The sequence below is a fragment of the Leifsonia sp. Root227 genome (assembly GCF_001428745.1).
Classification (GTDB): Bacteria; Actinomycetota; Actinomycetes; order Actinomycetales; family Microbacteriaceae; genus Leifsonia.
Window position 1 is genome coordinate 199017 of record NZ_LMIO01000001.1, and the last position, 20333, is coordinate 219349.

The 20333-nt window shown below is 70.7% G+C and carries 19 protein-coding genes and 1 pseudogene; 8 read left to right on the forward strand and 12 right to left on the reverse strand.

Going from position 1 to position 20333, the window contains the following annotated elements; all coding sequences use genetic code 11:
* Positions 1–15: 15 nt before the first annotated feature.
* The 7 genes from ASE16_RS00950 to ASE16_RS00980 are packed head-to-tail and all read right to left on the reverse strand — an operon-like array spanning position 16 to position 6750.
* Positions 16–1677, reverse strand: a complete 1662-nt coding sequence (locus ASE16_RS00950) for a hypothetical protein (protein WP_055889458.1) — start codon at positions 1675–1677, stop codon at positions 16–18.
* Positions 1677–2450, reverse strand: a complete 774-nt coding sequence (locus ASE16_RS00955) for a RibD family protein (protein ID WP_082581117.1) — start codon at positions 2448–2450, stop codon at positions 1677–1679. Before ASE16_RS00955 ends, ASE16_RS00950 begins: the two co-directional genes overlap by 1 nt.
* On the reverse strand, positions 2447–3499 hold the full coding sequence (locus ASE16_RS00960; protein ID WP_157479963.1) for a lysylphosphatidylglycerol synthase transmembrane domain-containing protein: 1053 nt from the start codon (positions 3497–3499) through the stop codon (positions 2447–2449). The genes ASE16_RS00955 and ASE16_RS00960 overlap by 4 nt, the downstream gene beginning before the upstream one ends.
* Positions 3499–4317 carry a hypothetical protein gene (locus tag ASE16_RS00965; RefSeq protein ID WP_055889461.1) on the reverse strand — a complete coding sequence of 273 codons (819 nt, stop codon included), beginning with the start codon at positions 4315–4317 and terminating at the stop codon, positions 3499–3501. The genes ASE16_RS00960 and ASE16_RS00965 overlap by 1 nt, the downstream gene beginning before the upstream one ends.
* Complete coding sequence (locus ASE16_RS00970) at positions 4314–5381, reverse strand: glycosyltransferase family 4 protein (protein WP_200949519.1); 1068 nt, start codon at positions 5379–5381, stop codon at positions 4314–4316. The genes ASE16_RS00965 and ASE16_RS00970 overlap by 4 nt, the downstream gene beginning before the upstream one ends.
* A complete protein-coding gene (locus tag ASE16_RS00975; RefSeq protein ID WP_055889463.1) occupies positions 5378–5773 on the reverse strand; it encodes a 6-pyruvoyl trahydropterin synthase family protein in 396 nt (131 codons plus the stop codon). Before ASE16_RS00975 ends, ASE16_RS00970 begins: the two co-directional genes overlap by 4 nt.
* Positions 5773–6750 (reverse strand): zinc-dependent alcohol dehydrogenase, encoded by a 978-nt coding sequence (locus tag ASE16_RS00980; RefSeq protein WP_235500174.1) that lies wholly within the window; start codon positions 6748–6750, stop codon positions 5773–5775. Before ASE16_RS00980 ends, ASE16_RS00975 begins: the two co-directional genes overlap by 1 nt.
* 79 nt (positions 6751–6829) lie before the next feature.
* Between ASE16_RS00980 and ASE16_RS00985 the strand changes: the two genes are divergently transcribed.
* On the forward strand, positions 6830–7600 hold the full coding sequence (locus ASE16_RS00985; protein WP_055889469.1) for a CDP-alcohol phosphatidyltransferase family protein: 771 nt from the start codon (positions 6830–6832) through the stop codon (positions 7598–7600).
* Here ASE16_RS00985 and ASE16_RS19910 read toward each other — a convergent pair.
* Complete coding sequence (locus ASE16_RS19910) at positions 7545–8285, reverse strand: hypothetical protein (RefSeq protein WP_055889471.1); 741 nt, start codon at positions 8283–8285, stop codon at positions 7545–7547. The genes ASE16_RS00985 and ASE16_RS19910 overlap by 56 nt on opposite strands.
* Positions 8286–8364: 79 nt before the next feature.
* Between ASE16_RS19910 and ASE16_RS00995 the strand changes: the two genes are divergently transcribed.
* The gene (locus ASE16_RS00995) at positions 8365–8808 is read left to right on the forward strand and encodes a MarR family winged helix-turn-helix transcriptional regulator (protein ID WP_055889473.1); all 444 of its coding nucleotides are present in this window, start codon (positions 8365–8367) and stop codon (positions 8806–8808) included.
* A gap of 95 nt (positions 8809–8903) precedes the next feature.
* Positions 8904–10343: an MATE family efflux transporter gene (locus ASE16_RS01000; RefSeq protein ID WP_055889476.1), complete on the forward strand. Its 1440-nt coding sequence runs from the start codon at positions 8904–8906 to the stop codon at positions 10341–10343.
* Here ASE16_RS01000 and ASE16_RS01005 read toward each other — a convergent pair.
* Complete coding sequence (locus tag ASE16_RS01005; protein WP_055889481.1) at positions 10265–11302, reverse strand: DMT family transporter; 1038 nt, start codon at positions 11300–11302, stop codon at positions 10265–10267. The genes ASE16_RS01000 and ASE16_RS01005 overlap by 79 nt on opposite strands.
* Before the next feature lie 70 nt (positions 11303–11372).
* Here ASE16_RS01005 and ASE16_RS01010 point away from each other — a divergent pair, with 70 nt between their 5' ends.
* Positions 11373–11936 carry a CGNR zinc finger domain-containing protein gene (locus ASE16_RS01010; RefSeq protein ID WP_082581119.1) on the forward strand — a complete coding sequence of 188 codons (564 nt, stop codon included), beginning with the start codon at positions 11373–11375 and terminating at the stop codon, positions 11934–11936.
* A 10-nt stretch (positions 11937–11946) separates the two neighbouring features.
* Here ASE16_RS01010 and ASE16_RS01015 read toward each other — a convergent pair whose 3' ends face one another.
* The 3 genes from ASE16_RS01015 to cls all read right to left on the reverse strand — a co-directional run bounded on the left by ASE16_RS01015 (position 11947) and on the right by cls (position 14911).
* Positions 11947–12834 (reverse strand): hypothetical protein, encoded by an 888-nt coding sequence (locus ASE16_RS01015; RefSeq protein WP_055889483.1) that lies wholly within the window; start codon positions 12832–12834, stop codon positions 11947–11949.
* 57 nt (positions 12835–12891) lie between these two features.
* A complete protein-coding gene (locus tag ASE16_RS01020; RefSeq protein WP_157479965.1) occupies positions 12892–13386 on the reverse strand; it encodes a hypothetical protein in 495 nt (164 codons plus the stop codon).
* 70 nt (positions 13387–13456) lie between these two features.
* The gene (cls, locus tag ASE16_RS01025) at positions 13457–14911 is read right to left on the reverse strand and encodes a cardiolipin synthase (RefSeq protein WP_055889489.1); all 1455 of its coding nucleotides are present in this window, start codon (positions 14909–14911) and stop codon (positions 13457–13459) included.
* 175 nt (positions 14912–15086) lie between these two features.
* On the opposite strand from cls, the gene ASE16_RS19210 reads away from it, so the two are divergent.
* The 4 genes and pseudogenes from ASE16_RS19210 to ASE16_RS01045 all read left to right on the forward strand — a co-directional run bounded on the left by ASE16_RS19210 (position 15087) and on the right by ASE16_RS01045 (position 20293).
* Positions 15087–16826 carry a cell wall-binding repeat-containing protein gene (locus ASE16_RS19210; protein ID WP_235500193.1) on the forward strand — a complete coding sequence of 580 codons (1740 nt, stop codon included), beginning with the start codon at positions 15087–15089 and terminating at the stop codon, positions 16824–16826.
* A 23-nt stretch (positions 16827–16849) separates the two neighbouring features.
* Positions 16850–17503: pseudogene (locus ASE16_RS01035) on the forward strand (NADPH-dependent F420 reductase); the annotation flags it as partial.
* A gap of 120 nt (positions 17504–17623) precedes the next feature.
* Positions 17624–19081, forward strand: coding sequence for an ATP-binding protein (locus tag ASE16_RS01040; RefSeq protein ID WP_235500194.1), 1458 nt, complete (start codon positions 17624–17626; stop codon positions 19079–19081).
* A 42-nt stretch (positions 19082–19123) separates the two neighbouring features.
* Positions 19124–20293: a hypothetical protein gene (locus tag ASE16_RS01045; protein WP_235500195.1), complete on the forward strand. Its 1170-nt coding sequence runs from the start codon at positions 19124–19126 to the stop codon at positions 20291–20293.
* Positions 20294–20333 lie beyond the last annotated feature (40 nt).

The following is a 20333-nucleotide window of genomic DNA, read 5'->3' on the forward strand; positions in this document are numbered from 1 at the left end:
GGAAGGTTCACGAGGTCACCCTCCGTACGCCGAGAAGAACCGGTTGCGGAACGCATCCATCCGCCAGACCGGCGCCGTCGGCGACGGAAGCATCGTCGGCTGCCAGCCCCACGACGCGATGCGCTGCGTCACGGCGGGGTCTTTGGCGATGATGCTCACCGGCACGTCGTGGTTGGCGCCTGCACCGCTGACGACGCTCGCCGGCTGGTGGTCGCCGAGGACGACCATCACGAGGTTCGGGTCGTCGAACGTCGTGAGGAACGAGAACAGCGAGCCCATCGTGTACTGGATCGACTGGCCGTAGAGCTCCTGGACGTGCTGCCGGCTCTGCCAGACCGTGCTGGGCGGAAGGCCCTGCGCCGGCTGGGAATCGTAGATCGAGCCGTCGCCGATGGCTTCCCACGGCACGGGATGCGGGAGCGGCGTCCACGGGGTGTGCGACGAGACGAAGTCGATCTCCGCCATCAGCGGGGCGTGGGGACGGGCGAGCTCGTGTTGCTGGAAGTAGGAGAGCGTGTACTGGTCCGGCACCCTGGCATAGCTGAACTTCGGTCCCTGGTATCCCACGTTGGTCGCGTTGAGCTGCGTGCCGTAGTGGTAGAACGAGCTGCCGACCGGCCACGGCTTGGTGTCGGAGGGGACGTCGCTGATGGTGCGCCAGCCCGCGCGGCGGAAGGCGTCGCTGAGGGTGAGCCGGTGACCTGCGGTGACCTGGTCGTACTTCTGCTGCGAGTCGACCCAGAGCCCGGTCTGCAGGGTCGCATGCGCGAGCCAGCTGATGCCGCCGAACGTCGATGAGGTGAGGAAGGCGCTTCGTTCGGAGTACCCGTGGGCGGCGAGCTGGGCGTCGCCGTCGCGGAGCACCGCATCCACCCCCGAGGAGAACGGTGTGCCCTGCACGGCGACCTGTCCGTAGCTCTCCACGAACGCGATGATGACGTCCTTCCCTTTCAGCCCGGTGAGCAGATCGGATGCGGGGAGTTGCGCATACGGGTCCGTCGCGCCCGCCCGGTCGAACGCGGCCTGGTCGCGCTCCGCGGCGGCGGCCTGGTCGACCTTGGCCACCGTCTCGGAGAGCGCGTCGGCCGCGGCGACCGGCTGGCCGGGCACGAGCTGCGCGCCGACAAGGGCGAGGGCGAGCCAACCCGCCGTGACCGCGGAGGCGCCGATCAGGCTGGGCGCCCGGCGCCGCCCGAGGACGGCGGCCAGGTGCAGCAGCGACGCCGAGACCGCGACGGTCGCTCCGATGGCGGCGATGGCGAGCAGCACCACCAGGAGCACGGCGAGGACGGGACCGGTCGAGTCGCTCACCACGCCGTAGCCGTCGGACAGTTCCGGCCAGCCGGTCACCACGTCGAACGTGCGGCCGACCGTGGCGGTGAACGTGCGGTCGAGGGCGGCGCCGACGATCGAGAGCACGATGAGCGTCGCGGCGAGCACGGCGACGATCCGGCGGGCAGGGCGCCAGGGGAGGAGGACGAGCACGACGAGAGCGACGAGGGCGTCGAGCGGGATGCGCAGCAGGGCGAGCGGCGACCAGGATGCGATCAGCCCTGGAGCGAGGGACGCCACGAACACGGTGACGGCGGCGAGGACCGTTCTGATCGTCGCTGCGGCGCGACGGCGCTGGCCGGGGTGCCGGCGGGGGTGCTGGCGCGGGTGCTGGCGGTCGGGCATCATCGCCTCCCCGGAACCGACGGCACGACCTCGGCCGCACGCCCGGTCTGCACCGTCGCCTGACCAGTCGTCCGCGCGGTCGCCACCTCCTCGAACCGGCTGGACAGCGCGTACCGCAGCAGCACCACATCCCCGATGGTGCGGGTCTCCGCCAGGGTGGCCCTGCGCTCGCCCGTCCACGGGAACAGGGCGTCGCCGACGAACCGGGGCGCGCGCCTGTCGCCGACGAAGATGGGCGCGATCGCGAGCTGCAGCTCGTCGGCCAGGTCGCCGGCGAGGAACTGTGTGAGCGTCGTCCCTCCGCCCTCGACCATGAGCCGCCGCGCGCCGCGGTCGCCCAGGTCGCAGAGCACGTCGGCCATCCGCACCTCGTCGCCCAGGGCGATGACGCGTGCCGCAGCGCCCAGCCGTCTCCGGATGCGCCGTTCCTCCCCGCGCGGGCAGTAGACCAGCTTGGTCGTGTCGCCCTCGGTGAAGAAGGCAGAGCGCGGGTCGAGGTCGCCGGAGGCCGTGACGGTCACCTTCCACGGCGAACGCCCGAGCCCCGACTGCGTGCGACGCCCCTGGCGCGCCGCACTGCGGACGAGCAGCCGGGGGTTGTCGAGGCGGATCGTGCGTGCGCCGACCAGGATCGCGTCGCTGTCCGCCCGCACCTGGTCGACCCTGTCGAAGTCCTCTGCGTTGGAGAGGGCCAGCCTGGGCGGGCGCGCTGTGTCGAGGTAGCCGTCGAGCGAGACGGCGCAGCTCAGGGTGACGTACGGGGTGGCTGTCACGGTCGTTTCCTCCTCTGGACGATGGTGGCGAGCATGGTCCCGAGCACGCCGGGCACCAGTGAGACGATCGCGAGCACCCCGAACAGGGTGGCCGCGGAGACCCCGGCCGCCGTGCCGAATCCGGCGACGGCGAAGGCCCAGCCAGCGGCGCCCTCGCGGGGACCCCATCCACCGAGATTGAGGGGGATGGCCGCGGCGAGCAGCACGACGACCGCGAGCACGAGCATCCGCACAGGGGGCACTTCGGCGCCGACCGCTGCTGTCGCGATGGCGAACGTGGCGATGTGGCAGCAGCACACCACGACGGATGCGCCGATCGCCTGGGCTGCGACCGCCGGCGACCCGAGGCCGACGCGCAGCTGCGCCGCCTCCCGCCTCAGCACGTTCCGCACCCTGGCGCTCGCGACGGCCGCGATGGTCGCGGCCAGCACGACCACGGCTGCCCCGATGCCGAGCGCGGGGAACACGACGCCACCGAAGTCCGCCGCTCCCGCGTCGACGCCGCCCGCGGTGGCGCCCGCGGTGCCGAACGCCGCGCCCCCGGCGACGATCACGAGCACGGTGATCGCGACCTGCACCACCTGACCGACCGAGCGCTCCACCGCGACGGCGCGTGCCGCCGTTCCCAGACGCTCCGCGCTGCGGCCGTGGTCGACGGCCCTGTGCACGTCCCCGATCACCCCGCCGGGCAGCACGGTGTTGAGGAACTGCGACCGGTAGTACATGCCGACGGCCCTGGACCACGGCAGGCCGACACCCAGCCGGCGCGCGATCACGGTCCAGCGCCAGGCCGCCGCGGCCGTCGCGATGGCCGCGAGCACGATCGCCGCCCCCACTGTCCCCGCGTCGAGGCTCTGCACGCCGTGCAGGAACGGCCCCGTGCCGACCCGCGCGACGATGGCGGCGAGCACACCCGCGCCCACGACCGCCCGCGCCGTCACGCCGAACCACCGCGACCGCACGACCGCCAGGGCGGGCGCGCGCCACCGGTGGCCGCCGACGACCTGGCCACGCACGGTCGTCGGCGTCGGCGCCACTGTGTCAGCCATCAGCGCGGCCACGCCAGCACATCGAGGTGGTAGACCACGGCCGAAGCGTCGCCGCGGTCGAGCTGGTCGTGCCGGAGAGCCCGATACCCGGCGAGGTCGTCTCCGAGTTCCGGGGACTGCTCCTCCGCCGCGTCCACCCAGCCGTCGAACCACTCGCGCAGGAGCCGCGGCTCGCGGTCGTCGAGCCGCCAGCTCGTGCGGGCCTGCCGCACGTTCCAGCCCGCCTGCTCGAACAGCCCGCGCACGATCGGACCGCCGTAGCGTCCGAGCAGCCTCCTGCCATGCACCTCCCGGCGCTGGTGCGCGTTGAAGGCGTCGCCGACGCGCTTGTCCAGCGCATCCCACGGCCGCAGCTCGACCTCGCCCGTCACACTGAGCGAGACGAACGCCGGCGCTGCCACCTGGATGCACGCATCCACGATGGCGTGCGCCTCCGCCGCGGTGAGCACGTCGAGCAGCGCAGAGGCCGTCACCAGGGACGCCCCGCGCAGATCGTCCGCACTGAGGAGGTCGAGTTCGCCGACCCTGGTGCGGATGGACACGGGCCGGTCGTCGCGGTCGAGCGGGGGAGGCGGGTCGAGGGCGCGGTCGGTGAGGTCGGCGTTCCAGTCGTGGAGCACCCAGGTCTGGCCGCCGGGCAGCATGGGTGCAAGCCAGCGCATCAGCGAGCCGGTGCCGCTGCCGAGATCGTGCACGGTGTACGGGCCGACGCCCAGCAGGGGTGGGATGGCCAGCGCGAGGTCTCCGGAACGCGCCCGCGCGTCCTCGGCCTCGCGCAGCGCCAGCCAGTCGCTGCTGACGTCGAGGATGTCGCTCACGATCGCACCTCGGCTCCGGTCGAGGCTCGTACCGCCTGGGCACGCCTGGTCGGGATGGTCGCTGCGGCCGAGAGCGCCGTCGCCACCGCCTGCGTGGTGGCGGCCCAGCTCGGCAGCGATCCGCGCGCATCCATCGCCGCCGCGCGCAGGTCCTGTCGCCGCGCAGCGTCCGCCCACCACTGGCGCAGCACGAGTCCCAGCGCCCACGGGTCGTCCGGCGGAACGATCATCGCGGCACGGCCGTCCCCGATGGACTCGGAGATGCCGCCGACCCCTGTCGTCAGCACCGGGATGCCGTGCGCCAGCGCGTCGGCGACCGCCATCCCGTAGCTCTCGCTGCGTGACGGCAAGACGGCCAGGTCGGCCTGTGCGTACGCGTCCTGGAGTGCGCGGCCGGTGAGCACGCCGCGGAAGGAGGCACGGTCGGCGATCCCGCCCGCCACCGCCGCTGCCCGCACGGCGGCCGCGAACTCCGGCTCCGTCGCGAGCGATCCGGCGAATGTGCACGACCAGCCGCCGATGTCGGCCGCTCCGGCGAGAGCCGTCACCAGCAGGTCCTGCCCCTTGTGCGGCGCGACCGCGGCGACGCAGAGCAGCCGGGCTCCGGACGCGGAGGGCACGGAGGCGACGGCGGCGTCTGTCCCCGGATGCGCGACCACGATCCTCCGCGGATCGGCCGCGTCCTGCGCGATGAGTTCCGCGCGGGTCCACCTGCTCGTCGCGATGATGCTCACCGCCGACCGCAGCGCGTCGCGCTCGTCGTCGCCGAGCTCGTGCGCGACCATGTGGGCGAGCACGAGCATCCGGAGGCGGGGGCTGTGCGCCACGATCGCCGCCGGTTCGCGGCCGACGAGCAGCCCGTCGACCAGCGCGACGGCGTCGTCGGGGAGCTGCGCGAGCGCGTGCGCCAGGCCGCCATCGGTCTCCGGGACCAGGAGGGTGCTCACGTCCCAGCCGTCCGAGAGCAGGCCGTCGCGGACCCGCTTGTCGTAGACGTTCCCCCCACTCACGCGCTCCGGATCGTCGAGCATGTCTGGGACCACGAAGAAGACGGGCGCACTCACAGCGGCCTCGAATAGCTCGCCCACGCGATGTGGGACTCGTGCAGGGTGACGGAGACGGAGGCGATGCTGTTCGTCCCCAGCCCGCCGTCGGCTGCGCGGGCGGCGAGCCGGTCGGCGATGACCCGGCAGAGCACCTCGGTGGTGGTGTTCGTCCCGGCGAACTCCGGTTCGTCGTCGAGGTTGCGGTAGGTGAGCGAGCCGGTGATCTCGCCGAGCACAGCGGTCACCAGGCCGATGTCGACCACGATGCCGTCCGCATCCACGTCGTCGGCGCCGAACGTTGCGTCCACGATGAACGTGGCGCCGTGCAGCCGCTGGGCGGGGCCGAACACCTCGCCGGTGAAGCTGTGCGCGACCATCATGTGGTCCCGCACGGTGACGGTGTAAGGCATCAGGCGTCCGTCCAATCGATCGTGTGGCAGATGTCGGCGGTGCGACCTCCGGCGAGCGCGGAGAGCACTTGGGGGAGGTCCCGCCACGACGACGCGGACGTGAGCAGCGCGTCGAATGCGGCGTCGTGCAGGAGGTCGAGAGCGAGCGTCAGCCGGTCGCGGGTGGTCCGCCGGTCTCGCCGCCGAAGGGCGACCGCTCCCACTTGGCTCGACCGGATGGTGAGGCGCCTGGCGTGGAAGTCCGCGCCGAGCATGATGCTGACGGGGCGGTCGCCGTACCAGCTCGCCTCGATCACCTCGCCGTCGTCCACGACGGTCTCCAGCGCGAGCCGCAGCCCAGCCTCCGAGCCGCTCGCGTTGACCACGATGTCGCGGTCGCGCGGCGCCTCCTCCGGCAGGGCGAAGCCGACGCCGAGCCGTTCCGCGACCGCGCGCCGCGACGGGTCGGCATCCACCAGCACCACCTCGGCACCGGGGATGCGGTGCGCGAGCCTGGCGACGCTGCAGCCGATCATGCCGGCGCCCACCACCGTGATCCTGTCGCCCAGCAGCGGTGCCGCGTCCCACAGCACGTTCACCGCGGTCTCGACGGCACCGGCGAGCAGCGCCCTCCTGGGCGGCACCCCTTCCGGCACGGGAACGACGGCATCGCCCGGCACCACGAACGCCGACTGGTGCGGGAACAGTGTGAACACGACACGCCCCCGCAACTCGGACGGTCCGCCCTCGACGGTGCCGACGTTCAGGTAGCCGTACTTCACCGGCCACGGGAAGTCGCCGTCCTGGAACGGGGCGCGCATCCTGTCGTGCTCGCTCACCGGCACGTGGCCGCCGAACACCGTCGACTCCGTGCCCTTGCTCACCGCGGTGTGCAGCGTGCGGACGAGCACCTCGCCGTCGCCCGGCTCTCCGACGGGCTCGCTCCGCAGCGACCCGGAGCCGGGACGTTCGGTCCAGAATGCGGTTGCCTCCACCACGTCCCCTCCTCGATGAACCATCTGTGCGCTCGTGGCGTGTTAACGAACAGGTGCCATACAGGGAAGACACGAGGCGAACGTGAAAAGGGTTCAACGAGCAGCAGCGGGATGGGCGGCAGCAGCGGCATGGGCGGCGGCAGGCGCGGTGCTGGCGCTGCTCGCCTGCGCGGCGGCCGACGCGATCACGCCGCTCCCCGCGCTGGGCTGGATCGCCACGGCGACCTACCTGATCGTCTCGAACGCACTGCTCATCGCCGGACTCCGGCGCCGCGGCGCCTCCCGGTTCGGCCAGGCGAACATCGTCACCTCGCTCCGGTCGTCGGTGGTCGGCGCGATCACCGGCCTCGTCGTCGCGTCGGCCTTCGCCGCCGTCCCCGTCCCGCTGCTCGTCGCGCTGATCGTCCCCGCCCTCGCGCTCGACGCGGTCGATGGCTGGGTGGCCCGCCGCACGGGGTCGGCGAGCGAGCTCGGCGCCCGGTTCGACATGGAGGTGGATGCGTTCCTCCTCCTGGTGCTCAGCGCGTACGTCGCGGGGAGCATGGGCCTCTGGGTGCTCGCGATCGGCGCCATGCGCTACCTGTTCGTGCTGGTCGGCTGGGCGGTCCCGTGGATGCGCAGGCAGCTTCCGTACCGCTACTGGCGCAAGGTGGTGACGGCGGTGGCGGGGATCGCGCTGGCGCTCGCCGTCTCCGGTCTGCTGCCCGGCGTGGATGTGGTGCTCGTCGGGGTGGCCCTGCTGCTGTTGCTGGAGTCGTTCGGGCGCGATGTGCTGTGGCTGATCGGGCGGGCGGAGCTCAAGCCTCGCGTGAGCGGCGCAGGCGGGCGCGACTGGTCGCGTCGAGAGGGATGACGCCGGCGCCTCGCCCGCCCCGCGAGAAGACGACCCAGCGCTGGTGGTCGGCGGTCTCCAGCACCCACTGCTGACCGGAGCGGGGGTCCCTGGTCCAGGCGCGCGAGAGGGCGTCGCGGGCTTTGCCGGTGGCGGTGGTCCAGGCGTCGAGGAGTTCGCCGGGCACCGCATCCACGATGGCGGCCTCTCCGTCGAGGAGCCTGGGTTGTGGATGCGCGCCCTGGCCAGGCCGACCGGGGCGCGTCGCCGGGGTGGCCGGGCGGGTGGGCGGCGCGGCCGGCCGCTCCGGCTCGGGCGACTCCTGGGTCGGGGGCGCTTCGTTCGTCTCCGCTCCCGTTTCGTCCGCCGTCTCCTCCTCCGGTGCGGCGAGCGCGGTGGCGAGCTGCTCGTGGAGGTCGGCGATCTGGTCGAGGACCTTGTCGGTGTCTCGAGCGGTCAGCAGGTAGATCATGACCGCGAAGAACAGCGCCCACAGCGTCGCGACGAGGGAGACGATCGTGGTGGCGTCGCCGTCTCCGTCGATCAGGACGACGCCGACGGTCACCACCGCGCCCGCCGCGAACGTCACGGCCGTGACCCGGCCGGGGAACTTCGCGAGGTGGTCGAGGAACCAGTGGTAGAGACGGCTCGTCGCGGACACCCGGCCATCGGTGACGACGATCTCGTCGTCCGTGGGGACAGTCATGGCACGACGCTACTCGGGATCGGAACCGCAAACACTTTGATGGTTGACAGTTAGAATTCAAACAGTTAGAGTTCTGATCATGGAAGCACCAGACAGCATGTTCGAGAGCAGCCTCCAGTTGGTCCGCTGGATCGGCTGGGCGCAGCGTCAGGCAGGCGACGAGTGGATTCGCGCACGCGAGCTCACCCACGAGCAGGCCTTCGCACTCGGCTTTCTCGAACAGAACCCCGGTGCCATCCAGCGAGACATCGCGCAGCTGACCCGCACGAGTGCGGCAAGCGTCTCGAGCCTTCTGCAGGGGCTCGAGAAGCGCGGCCTCATCGAGCGCCGCACCGAGAACGGCAATGAGCGCAGCAAGCGCGTCTACGCCACGGCAGAGGGCGCCGCCCTCATCGCCGGTTTCGAGGAGGCCATGGCCGCCGCCGACGAGACCATCCTCGCCCCGCTGGACGAGGACGAGCGGGAGACGCTGTTCGCCCTGCTCACCAAGATCACCTCCGTACTGCCCCGCCCCACCCGGTAACCCCGGCCTGCCGCCCGGCGGCATCTCCCTCTTCTCCCACCGTCGCTCCGACGTCTCGTCGGCGCGCGCTCCACCCTGCCCGGAAAGGAGCAGTCATGAGCACCACGACTCCCGAAACCACCACCGCCGACGCTGTCGGCACCAACCGCTGGTATCTCTCCTCCGCACCGATCATCCGCGCTCTCGTGCACCTGTGTGTGCCGATGGCGGCAGCGATGATCGTCGGCGCCGTCTACAACGTCATCAACGCGGGCTTCATCGGCTCGCTTCACGACAACGCGCTCCTCGCCGCCGTCACGTTCGGCACGCCCATCCTGGGTCTCGTCATGGCGGTCGGCGGCGTGTTCGGCGTCGGCGGCGGCGCGCTCATCTCGCGGCTGCTCGGCGCGGCGGAGCGCGAGCCGGAGAAGGCGGCCGAGATCAAGCGTGTCTCGTCGTTCGCCGTCTGGGGCGCTGTGATCGCCGGGGTCGTCCTCGGCGCGATCGGCCTGTTGCTGCTCAACCCGCTGGTGACCCTGCTCGGCGCTGATGCGTCAGCGGTCCCTGCGACCAGCGCGTACGTCGCCGTCATGCTCGCCTTCGTGCCCGTGCTCGCCGCGGCGTTCTGTCTTGAGCAACTGGTCAGGGCGGAGGGCGCATCCCGTCAGGTCATGATCGGGCTGATCGGTTCCACGATCGCGAACCTCCTCTTCGACGTGCTGTTCATCCTGATGCTGCACTGGGGCGTCGCCGGCGCGGCGCTCGCGATGGGCCTGTCGAACCTCGGCGTCGTGATCTACTTCGTGGTCTGGCTGCAGCGCAACAGCGAGAACGTCAGCCTCGCGCCGCGCTGGTTCACGCTGTCGCCATCCGTGCTGAAGCCGGTCTTCGGCGTCGGCGTCGGCGAACTGCTGCAGGCGTCGTTCCTGATCGTGACGTCGCTGGTGCTCAACAACCTCGCCGCGGCGTACGGCGACGGGCCGCTCGCGGCGATGGGCGTGGCCGTGCGGATCGCGCAGGTACCGGAGTTCCTGCTGATGGGCGTCACGCTCGGTGTGCTCCCGCTGCTCGCCTATGCGTACGGCAAGGGCGACAGGGCACGACTGTTCTCGGCGCTGCGCGCATCCGGGATCGTGGTTGGCGGCGTCGGGGTGCTGTTCTCGGTGCTCGTCTTCGTGTTCCGCGACCAGGTGTTCACGGCGTTCGTGCCGGACAGGACGGTGTTGGCGATCGGCGTCAGCATCCTCACGGCGCAGCTCGTCGCCATGATCGCGAACGGCTTCGCCGGCCTCATCACGTCGCTTTTCCAGGCGACGGGCAAGGCGCTGGCCGCGACGGTCATGTCCGTGACACAGGGCGTGCTGTTCATCCCGATCGTGCTGCTCGGCAACCTCTGGTTCGGCCTGCCTGGCATCATCTGGGCGCTGACGGTGACAGAGGGCATCGTGTTCCTCGTCGGGATCGTGCTCTGGCTGGCCTACCGGCGCTCGATCGACCGCGGACTCTCCGAAGGCAGCGCCGAGCGGGCGGATGCCGCGCTGGAGGCCGCCGCCTGAGGCACCTGGCCGAGCGGGTCGGCTGGCGCCTCCGCGACCGCCACCTGCTCGGCCTCCGTCCTCTCCGAGCGCACGAACCCGATCCCCACCAGGATCAGTGCGCCGCCGATGAGCTGAAGCAGCCCCAGGCTCTCGCCGAGCAGCAGCCAGGCGTAGAACGTCGCGGCCACGACTTCGAGCAGGCCGGTGAACGATGCGAGGCGCGAGCCGAGGATCTCGGTGGCCGTGATGCTGGCGGCGTACGCGATGGCCGTGGCGAAGACCCCGATCACCAGGATGGGGAGCCACCACGGGGTCTGCTGACCGAACAGCTGCACAGGGGAGAAGCTCACCTGGAACGGCACGAGCCCGGTCGCGCCGACCGCGCCGAGCGCGACACCGCCGATCAGCAGCCCTGACGACGCGAGGGCCACCGGGGGAAGCCCGTCGCTCGGGCGCGCGGCGATCAGATAGAAGGCGGCGCAGCCGACCATCGCGGCGATGGCGAGCGCCAGGCCGAGCGGGTCGATGCCGCCTGAGCCGTCTGGCGAGACCACCATGACGAGCCCGCTGACCGCCACCACGGAGCCGATGATGACCACCAGTTTCGGCGCCCGTCTGGTCCGCGCCCAGGCGAGGACGACCAGCAGCAGCGGGGCGATGTACTCGATCAGGATCGCCGTGCTGACCGGAATGCGCTGGATGGCGGCGAAGTAGAGCAGCTGCGTCGCGGCCACGCCGACCAGCCCCATCCCGAGCACCCGCCAGCGTCCACGCCAGAGCGCCGACCAGCGTCCGCGCAGCAGGAGGATCGCGACGGGGGCGAGCACGATGCCGCCGGTCAGGGCGCGCACCGTGACGGCGGCGGCCGGGCTCCAGCCCGACTCGAGCAGCGGTTTTACGAACGCGCCGGACAGGCCGAAGGTGGCCGCCGAGATGACGGCGATGAGAAGTCCGAGCGAGGTCCGGCTGCGCTTCATGGCGAATCCTGGTCAGGGTCTAGATGGATGATGCTCCTGACGCTAGTCTTGTCGCGAATAAGGAGTCAACTTGCATTTTGCCCCTGACACCGAGGACGCTCTGGTCTTCGCCGTCGCCCTCTGCAACACGGTGCCGACCGCATCCCGAAGCGGAGATGACGAACTGGCGACGGCCGACCAGGTCGCCGACTTCGTGATCGCCCAGCAGTACTCCGGCCGCATCGACAGGAACGCCACCGAACTGCGCGAGGTGCACGAGACCCGCGAGCGCCTCCGCCGCACCTGGTCGCTCGCCCGCGACGACGCAGCCGTCGAGGTCAACGCCATGCTCGCCGACGCGAACGCGCGTCCGTACCTTATGCGTCACGACGGCTTCGACTGGCACCTGCACGCCACCGCTCAGGATGCGCCCCTCGCGGAACGCATCCGGGTGGAGGTCGCGCTCGCCCTCGTCGACGTCATCCGCTCCGGCGAAACGGGCCGCCTCCGCGTCTGTGCCGCCGACGACTGCACCGGCCTGCTGCTCGACCTGTCCCGCAACGGCTCGAAGCGCTTCTGCAGCGTGCGCTGCGGCAACCGGATGAACATGGTCGCCTTCCGCAAGCGACAGGACGGGGAGCAGGCGCAGGGATAGGGAAGAGCCCTCAGGCGTCGCCGCCGAGCCCCAGCTCGCGCCGCCAGTGCGCCAGGAATTCCGCACCGGCGTCGTCGTGGATCGCGTCGCCGATGGTGATCACCTCGTACGGCCGGTCCAGGATGCCGTCCGCCGGCCGCACATCCACATGGGCCACGTCGAAACCGGCGTCGTGCACGTAGTCGGCCATCTTGTAATCGCTGCGCGAGTCGCCGATCGAGCGCCAGCGGCGGGGGAGCGGGCCGAGCCCAGCGAAGTAGTCGAAGGCGCGCTGGGCGCCGCGGTCCTTGTCGAGCAGCACCGACTCGATGTCGGTGGAGATGATCGTCTGGTCGATGCGGAAGGGCAGCTCGCCCCGCGCATCCTGTGCTGTGCGCTCGCCGTAGCTGAGCCCGATGCCGAGGCCGGTGAGCAGTTCGAACGCGTCGTCCTGGAAGCGGGCCTGCGCGTCGGCGTAGGTGTCCGCATCCACGTCGGTGCGCTGCTCGACGGAGATCATTGCGCGCTTCGTCTCGTCGAAGAACATGGTGTCCGCGTAGCGTTCGCGCACCAGGTTCCTGACGCCGTCGACAGCATCCGCACCGAACGCCACCGTCTCGTCGACGGTGACCTCGCCCATCCCGTCACCGGTGATGGGCGCCCACGCGCCGCCCTTCTCGAACACGCCGAACATCCGCGCGCCCTGCTGGTCCAGCGCGTCGCCGAGACCGGCCTCGCGCAGCGGCGTGACCACCTGGTGCCGGATGAAGTCGCCTGAGCGGCCCGTGATGAACGCGATCGGCACCCCGGCCGCAGTCATCGCGACGAGGTCGGTGACGATGCTCCTGATATTGATGGTCCTGGTGACCGGGCTGGCGATGGGGCCGTCGACGTCGAAGAGGAGTCCGAGATTGTGCACACCCCATTGTCGCCGACAGCTGCGGCGGCCGTCAGCGCTTCAGCACGGAGATCGCCCTCAGTGCTTCAGGTCGTTGCGCAGCCCGTCCAGGATGTGGTCGAGCGACGCACGCTTCTGGTCGGTGTCGACCACGCTCGACGGGATGGTCAGCTCCAGGCCGGACCCGTATGTCGCCTTCAGCCGGAACTTTCCCGGCCATTCGCTGAACTCGGTCGGGTCGAACGCCGGGATGCCTCCGGCGATCTCGAGGCGCACCAGGTCTGCCCTGCGCTGCAGTTTCGTCGTGACCGACGCCTCACCGACCGCGCCCCCGCGTGCTTCGCCGACCGCGATCGTGTCCGGCGTGAATGCGCCGACGCGGAACGTGAACCCCAGCTCCGACTGCTCCATCGCCGCACCCAGGTAGACGATCTGGTCGTCGCCGATGGCGAGAGTCAGACCGGTCAGCAGGCGTCCGTACCAGCTCGGTCGTGCGTCGAGCATCGCTTCCAGCCCGGTCTCCCCGGAGATGAGGCGGTGCAAAGCGTCTCTGGTGTCCTCGAGTGTTGCCATGCAAGCAGCGTACGCCGAGGTCGGCCGGTGCCCAATGGATGCGGGGGCATGCCGATCGCGCCCGGCTCCGCTACTGCAGCGCCGAGGTGAGCCGCGCAGCGTTGTCAGCGACGCGTTCCAGCACCGGCCTGGCCCGCCACTCCGCCAGCGTGAGCTCGCGGCTCTGCGCCCGGTAGTGGTCTTCGACCGCGCGCAGCCTGTCCACCGCATCCCGGCCGTGGAGGAGCAGGGACACCTCCATGTTGAGGCTGAACGACCGGATGTCCATGTTGCTCGATCCGACGATGGCCACGTCGTCGTCGATGGAGAAGTGCTTCGAGTGCAGCACGGTGGGCGAGCGGTACAGGAACACCCGGACGCCCGCGCGCAGCAGCGCCTCATAGTACGAGCGCTGCGCGTGGTAGACGAGCGCCTGGTCCCCGACCTCCGACGCGAACAGCTCCACCTGCACCCCGCGCGCGACCGCGGTGGCGAGCGCGAGCATGATCGACTCCTCGGGCACGAAGTACGGGCTGGTGATGCTGATGCGCCGCTCCGCCTTGTGCAGGAGGGCGGCGAACAGCTTGAGGTTGTTCTCTGCATCGAAGCTGGGTCCGCTCGGCAGCACCTGCACGTCGAAGCGGTCTGCTCCGGATGCGACGCTCACCGGCGACTCGTCGAGCGGCAGCAACTCCCCGCTCTCGCTGAACCAGTCGGTGACGAAGACGGCGTCGAGCTCCCGCACGGCGGGCCCGTCCAGTCGCACCATGAGTTCCAGCCAGTGCAGCCCGCGCGCGATGTTCTTCCTCTTGTTGTAGCTGGCGTCCACCAGGTTCTGCGAGCCCGTGAACCCGACCCGCCCGTCCACGACGACCAGCTTGCGGTGGTTGCGGAGGTCGGGGCGCTGCCACTGTCCGCGGAGCGGGCGGAGGGGGAGCATCCCGTGCCAGTGGATGCGGTTCGCGGCGAGGAATCGCATGGTCGCCTTCCTGCCGGGGTTGAGGAATCCCGCCAGATGGTCGGACAGCACGCGCACGTCGACACCGCGCGCTGCCGCGCGGGCGAGCGCGTCGAAGAACGGCGCTGTCGCGTGGTCGCGGACGAGGATGTAGAACTCGACGTGCACGAACCGCTCCGCCGCGTCGATGTCGGCGATCATCGCGTCGAACGACCCGGCGTAGTCCTCGATGAACTCGACCGTGTTCCCTCCGACCATCGGCAGCGCGCCGAGCCGCTCGGTCATGGCGACGACCCCGGGAAGCCACGCCGGCCACTGCTCCCGATGGCCGACCGCGGCCAGGCTCGGCACCCGCTCGCGCATCCTGCCGGTGACGAACGCCTGATCGGCGCGCCGCCGCGCTGGCAGCCTGGTGCGCCCGACCAGCAGGAACGCGATCAGCGCGATCACGGGCAGGAACACCACGGCGAGCAGCCACGCAATGGCGGCGGACGGCCTCCGGTTCGCCGACACGACGACCGCGGCGAGGATCACCAGCACCCCGTGCGCGATCAGCAGCAGGATCGCCAGCACCTCGCCGTCGATCATGCGGCGACGGAGGGGGAGGTGCTGGACGTGCGGGACGTGCGGGGGATCACAGCACGGAGCCTAGCCGGTGGGGTGGATGGACCCCGCACTGGGGTGCTGCGACCGTCGAGCCCTGCCGATAGCGTGTGGGCAACCCGAAGCGCGTCCTCGCGACGCACCACCCGAAGGACCTCCCGTGAGACGCTCGATCCTCGCGGCGGCGGCACTGTTCGCCGTCGTCGCCTCCGCCTGCGTCGTGGCGCAGCCCGCCATCGCCGCGACCGCGAACGGCACGGCAGTGCTCGCCGGGCTGCCGGTCGCCGCACCCGTGCAGACGACCACGTACAACCGCAGTCTGTTCCCCACCTGGGCCGACGCAGACCACGACGGCTGCAACACCCGCGCCGAGGTGCTGCAAGCGCAAACGACCGTGCCCGTCACATACACGACGGCCACCGGCTGCACGGTGGCGACCGGGAACTGGAACTCCTGGTACGACGCCCAGACCTGGAAGCTCGCCTCGGACGTCGACATCGACCACCTGGTTCCTCTGAAGGAGGCGTGGATCTCCGGCGCGTGGGCATGGACAACCGCCCAGCGTCAGGAGTACGCGAACGATCTGAGCATCCCGTACGCGCTGCAGGCCGTGACGGACAACATCAACCAGTCCAAGAGCGACAAGGATCCCGCGGCCTGGATGCCGCCGTCCCCCGCGGCCGCCTGCCAATACGCGCAGGACTGGGTGCTCGTCAAGTACAAGTGGGGACTCGCGGTCGATACCGCAGAGCAGGCCAAGCTCGCTTCGCTCTTCGCGACGGGTGGATGCGGTGCGCAGCAGCTCACCCTCCCGGCCACGGCGGTGACATCCAGCGGTGCGACGGTCCAGCGCATCGCGGGAGCCGACAGGTTCGACACGTCGGTGGCGATCTCGCAGAGCGGGTACCCGTCCGGCTCGTCCGTCGCCTACCTGGCAACGGGCACGAACTACGCCGACGCGCTGTCCGCTGCGCCTGCAGCGGCAGCCCAGGGCGGTCCGCTGCTGCTGACGACGCCTGGCGCACTGCCCGCCTCGGTCGCGTCCGAGCTCGCCAGGCTGAAGCCGACGCGCATCGTGATCGTCGGCGGAACCTCAGTGGTGTCGTCGACGGTCGAGAGGCAGGCGCACAGCTTCGCGACCCAGGTGGATCGCATCGCGGGCTCCGACCGATTCGCCACGTCGCGAGCGGTGAGCGCTGCGGCTTTCCCGTCCGCCACCACGGCGTTCATTGCGACCGGACGAAACTTTCCCGACGCGCTGTCCGCGGCTGCTGCGGCAGGAGCATCCGGGTCCCCTGTCGTGCTGGTGGACGGCGCTGCCGGTGCCGCGGATGGGCAGACTATGACGCTCCTTCGCGGGATGGGGGTCGGGTCCGTGGTCATCGCGGGCGGCACGAGCGCTGTGAGCGCGGGCATCGCGAACACACTGTCGTCGCTGGCGCCAGTGACGAGGCTCTCTGGCGGTGACCGGTATGAGACGTCGAACGCGATCAACGCGAACCGGTTCCCGACGGCTTCCAGGGTGTACTTCGCCACCGGCAGCACCTTCGCAGACGCCCTCGCGGGCGCCGCCCTGGCCGGGCGGGATGGCTCGCCGTTGTTCGTGGTACCGTCCGGCTGCCTTCCGCCGACGACCGCGGCCACGATCGCGACGTACGGCGCGGTCGGACGCGTGCTGCTCGGCGGCCCGAACGCGCTGAGCAACGCGGTCGGCTCCGGGACGGTCTGCGCACCGCCGCCACCGCCTCCTGCGCCGCCGGCGCCCCCTGTGCCGCCGGCGCCTCCCGCCAATCCGGGCAACGGCGCCACCGCACTGTGCAATGACGGCACATACTCGTACGCGGCACATCACCAGGGGGCGTGCTCGCATCACGGCGGCGTTGCTGTCTTTTACAAGTAGAGGAATTTCACCGGAGCAGCCACGTTGCACCCGGCATGACCAACGTAGGAATCATCGGAGCGGGCCACATCGGCACCGCTCTCGCACGCACGTTCATCGAGCACGGGTACACCGTCACCATCGCGAACTCGCGGGGGCCGGAGACGCTCGCGGAGCTCGTCGCCGACCTCGGGCCGTCCGCGACTGCGGCGACCGCGGCGGAGGCAGGTGCCGCAGGCGACTTCGTCGTCGTGACCGTGCCGCTCAGGGCGCTCGGGGACATCCCGGTCGAGCCGCTCGCCGGCAAGATCGTCATCGACACCAACAACTACTACTTCGAGCGCGACGGGCACATCGCCGAGCTCGACGACGGCACCGCCACCGTCAGCGGCCTGCTGCAGGCGCACCTGCCCGAGTCCAGGGTCGCCAAGGGCTTCAACCACATCGGCGCACGCGACATCCAGACCACCGGATCGCCCGCAGGCACCCCGAACCGGCGTGCGCTCGCCACCGCGAGCGACTTCGACGATGCCGCCGCACTCGTCTCCTCCCTCTACGAGGAGTTCGGCTTCGACGCCGTCAACGTCGGGCCGCTGTCGGAGAGCTGGCGCTTCGAGCGCGACCGCCCGGCATACGTCGTTCGCCAGAACCGCGAAGAGCTCGAGGCCAACCTCGCGAAGGCTCCCCGCACCGTCTAGCCGCCGCTCGGTCGAGCCCAGGGCGCCGCTGCAGGATGCGTTTCTGCGGTGAGCGGGCCCTGGGCTCGACCGTGACGCAGGGTCTTGCCGCTGGGGGATGCGCGGCCGTACGCTCAGGGCGTGACCACAGCCCCAGAAGGTGTCGCCACCTCGCTCGACGGCAGGCAGTTCCGCTTCCGCAGTCCGGTGGGCACGCCGTTCGTGCCCGGCGGGTTCGTGACGTTGAGGGACGGCGCGAGCGCCGACGCGACCAGCCGCGGCGGCGACGCTGCCGGCGGCTCCACCGGCGGCTCCACCGGCGGAGAGCAGCTCGGTCAGGTGGACGACCTCGACTTCGACGGAGACGACACCCTCGCCGGCACAGGCAAACTGCTGGGGGAGCGGCGACCGGACGGTTCCCTCGACACAGGCTCCACGCATCCGTTCGCCTGGGCCAGCGTCGACACCGCGGACGACGACGCCGTCGAGCTCGTCTTCCGCGCGGCCAAGGCGACGCTCGACATCGGCTCGCTGATCGGGGTCGCGGATGTGCGTGCGCGGCTGCTCGCGCACCGGTTCAACCGGCACACCTTCTGGTGCGGGCAGAGCGGGTCCGGCAAGACATACGCGCTCGGCGTGCTCCTCGAGCAGCTGCTCGTCGACACCGCGCTTCCGATGGTCATCTTCGACCCGAACGGAGACTTCGTTCGGCTCCGCGAACTGCGCACCGCCGTCGACACAGACGACGAGCGGGAGCTGGCGCGGAAGGACATCAGGGTGCTGCGGCCGGGAGGCGCCGAGAACGCCCTGCTGGCGAGGTTCATCGACTTCCCGATGCGGTCGAAGGCCGCCGTGCTGCGGCTCGACCCGATCGACGACCGCGCGGAGTACAACGCCCTCGTCCACCTCGACGTCAAGACCGAGGCGCAGCGGCCGGAGGGGATCGTCCCGGCGCTCCTCGCCTCGAACGACCCGGCGGCGGAAGAACTCGGCCGGCGCATCGAGAACCTGCGGCTCATCGACTGGGACGTCTGGGCCGAGGGCAGGGATGCGGTCACCGACGTCCTCGACGAGCGACCTGATGCGACCGTCCTCGACCTCGGCGGGTTCGCATACCCGGACGAGCACCTGGTGATCGCGCTCGCCGTGCTCGACGACCTGTGGGCAAAACGCGAGTCCAGGCGTCCACTGCTCATCGTCATCGACGAGGCGCACAACCTCTGCTCACCCGACGACGACCGGCCGCTGCAGCGTGCGGTGCGGGAGCGGATCATCCAGATCGCCGCAGAGGGACGCAAGTTCGGTCTGTGGCTGCTGCTCTCGACGCAGCGGCCGTCGAAGGTGCACCCCAACATCATCTCCCAGTGCGACAACCTCGCCCTGATGCGCATGAGCTCCCCGCTCGATCTGGAGGAGCTCGGCACGATCTTCGGGTTCGCGCCCCCGTCGCTGCTCGCGCACGCGCCCGGCTTCCGCCAGGGCGAAGCGCTCCTCGCCGGCGGGTTCGTGCCGGCGCCGATGCTCGTGAAGGTGCGCGACAGGCTCACAGAGGAGGGCGGCGCGGACGTGCGCGTTCCCCTCCGGTCGCCAGCGCGCTGAGTTCGCAATCCAGACGTTCAGAGCGAGCCGAGAGGGGACCCGTTGTCGACCCAGGAGCCGTCGTCCGCCCCGTTGCCCACCCCGTCGTCGGTCCACGAACCACTTCTCCGCGCCCCGCGAACGCACGACGACCCGCAGCGCGCGCATCCCCTCTCGCGCATCCTGCGGCGGCCGATCGGCACCGTCGAGTCGATCGAGTCGTCCGCGCTGCTCGTCGGCGCCGCCGTGTTCGTCATCGGGGGAGTCGTCGCCCTGTTCGTGTTCTGGAACAGGGACCTGCCGATCTCCGGGCGGGGATCGATCGGCGAGTACGCCGCGATCGGCGGTGCGGTCACGGCAGCGGTCGTGTTCGCGCTCGGGCGCATCCTGGTCGGCGTCCTCCCACAACGGGATGCGGGCGCCCGCCCTCCGCTGCACCTCGCCGTGTTCGATGTGGTCGCGCTCTCCGTCGCGGTCGGCCTGATCGCGCTGCTCGCCTGGACGGCGGTCTCGGACGTGGTCGAGCGCAGTTTCCTCGGCGCCGTCGTGTTCACCCTGCCAGGGGCGGTGCTGGCGGGCGTCGCGTTGGCGCTCACCGCATACGTCGTGTTCCTGACCTCCGTGCAGCTCACCTCGATGCTGCTCTCCCTGGTGCTCGCCGTGTTCCTCGTCGTCGGCGTCTTCACGAGCATGCTGAGCTCGTCCGACCCGCTGTGGTGGCAGAAGAACCTGTCCGCACTCGGGATGACGGACGACCTGTCCGCGTTCGCGTTCAACCTGACGCTGATCGTCGGAGGCGCGATCGTCGTCATCATCGCGCGGGTGGCGACGGCGGGCATCGCGACCCCGGATGCGGCCAGCAGACGCGGCAGGGATCTGGTGCGCTGGGCGTTCGTGCTGATCGGCGTGTTCCTCGGCTGCGTCGGGGTGTTCCCTGTCGACCGGTTCTTCGTCGTGCACAACAGCGTCGCCACCGGGATGGCCGTGGTGTTCGCGGCTCTCGTGGTCGGGCTGCGCTGGTGGGTGCCCGCGATGCCGCGCGTGTTCATCCTGCTCGGCTACGTCTACGTCGGGGTCGTCGTCGTGCTCGCCGTCTTCTTCGCCACCGGCTACTACAACCTCACCGCGGTCGAGCTCGTCGCCGCGATCCTCATCTTCTCCTGGATCATCCTCTTCCTCCGCAACTCCCAAGCGATCGAGCCCAGGCGTTCCCACCCGGAGAACGCGTCATAGCGTCACAGGGTGGAAAGCGCGTCACAGGGTGGAAAGCCTG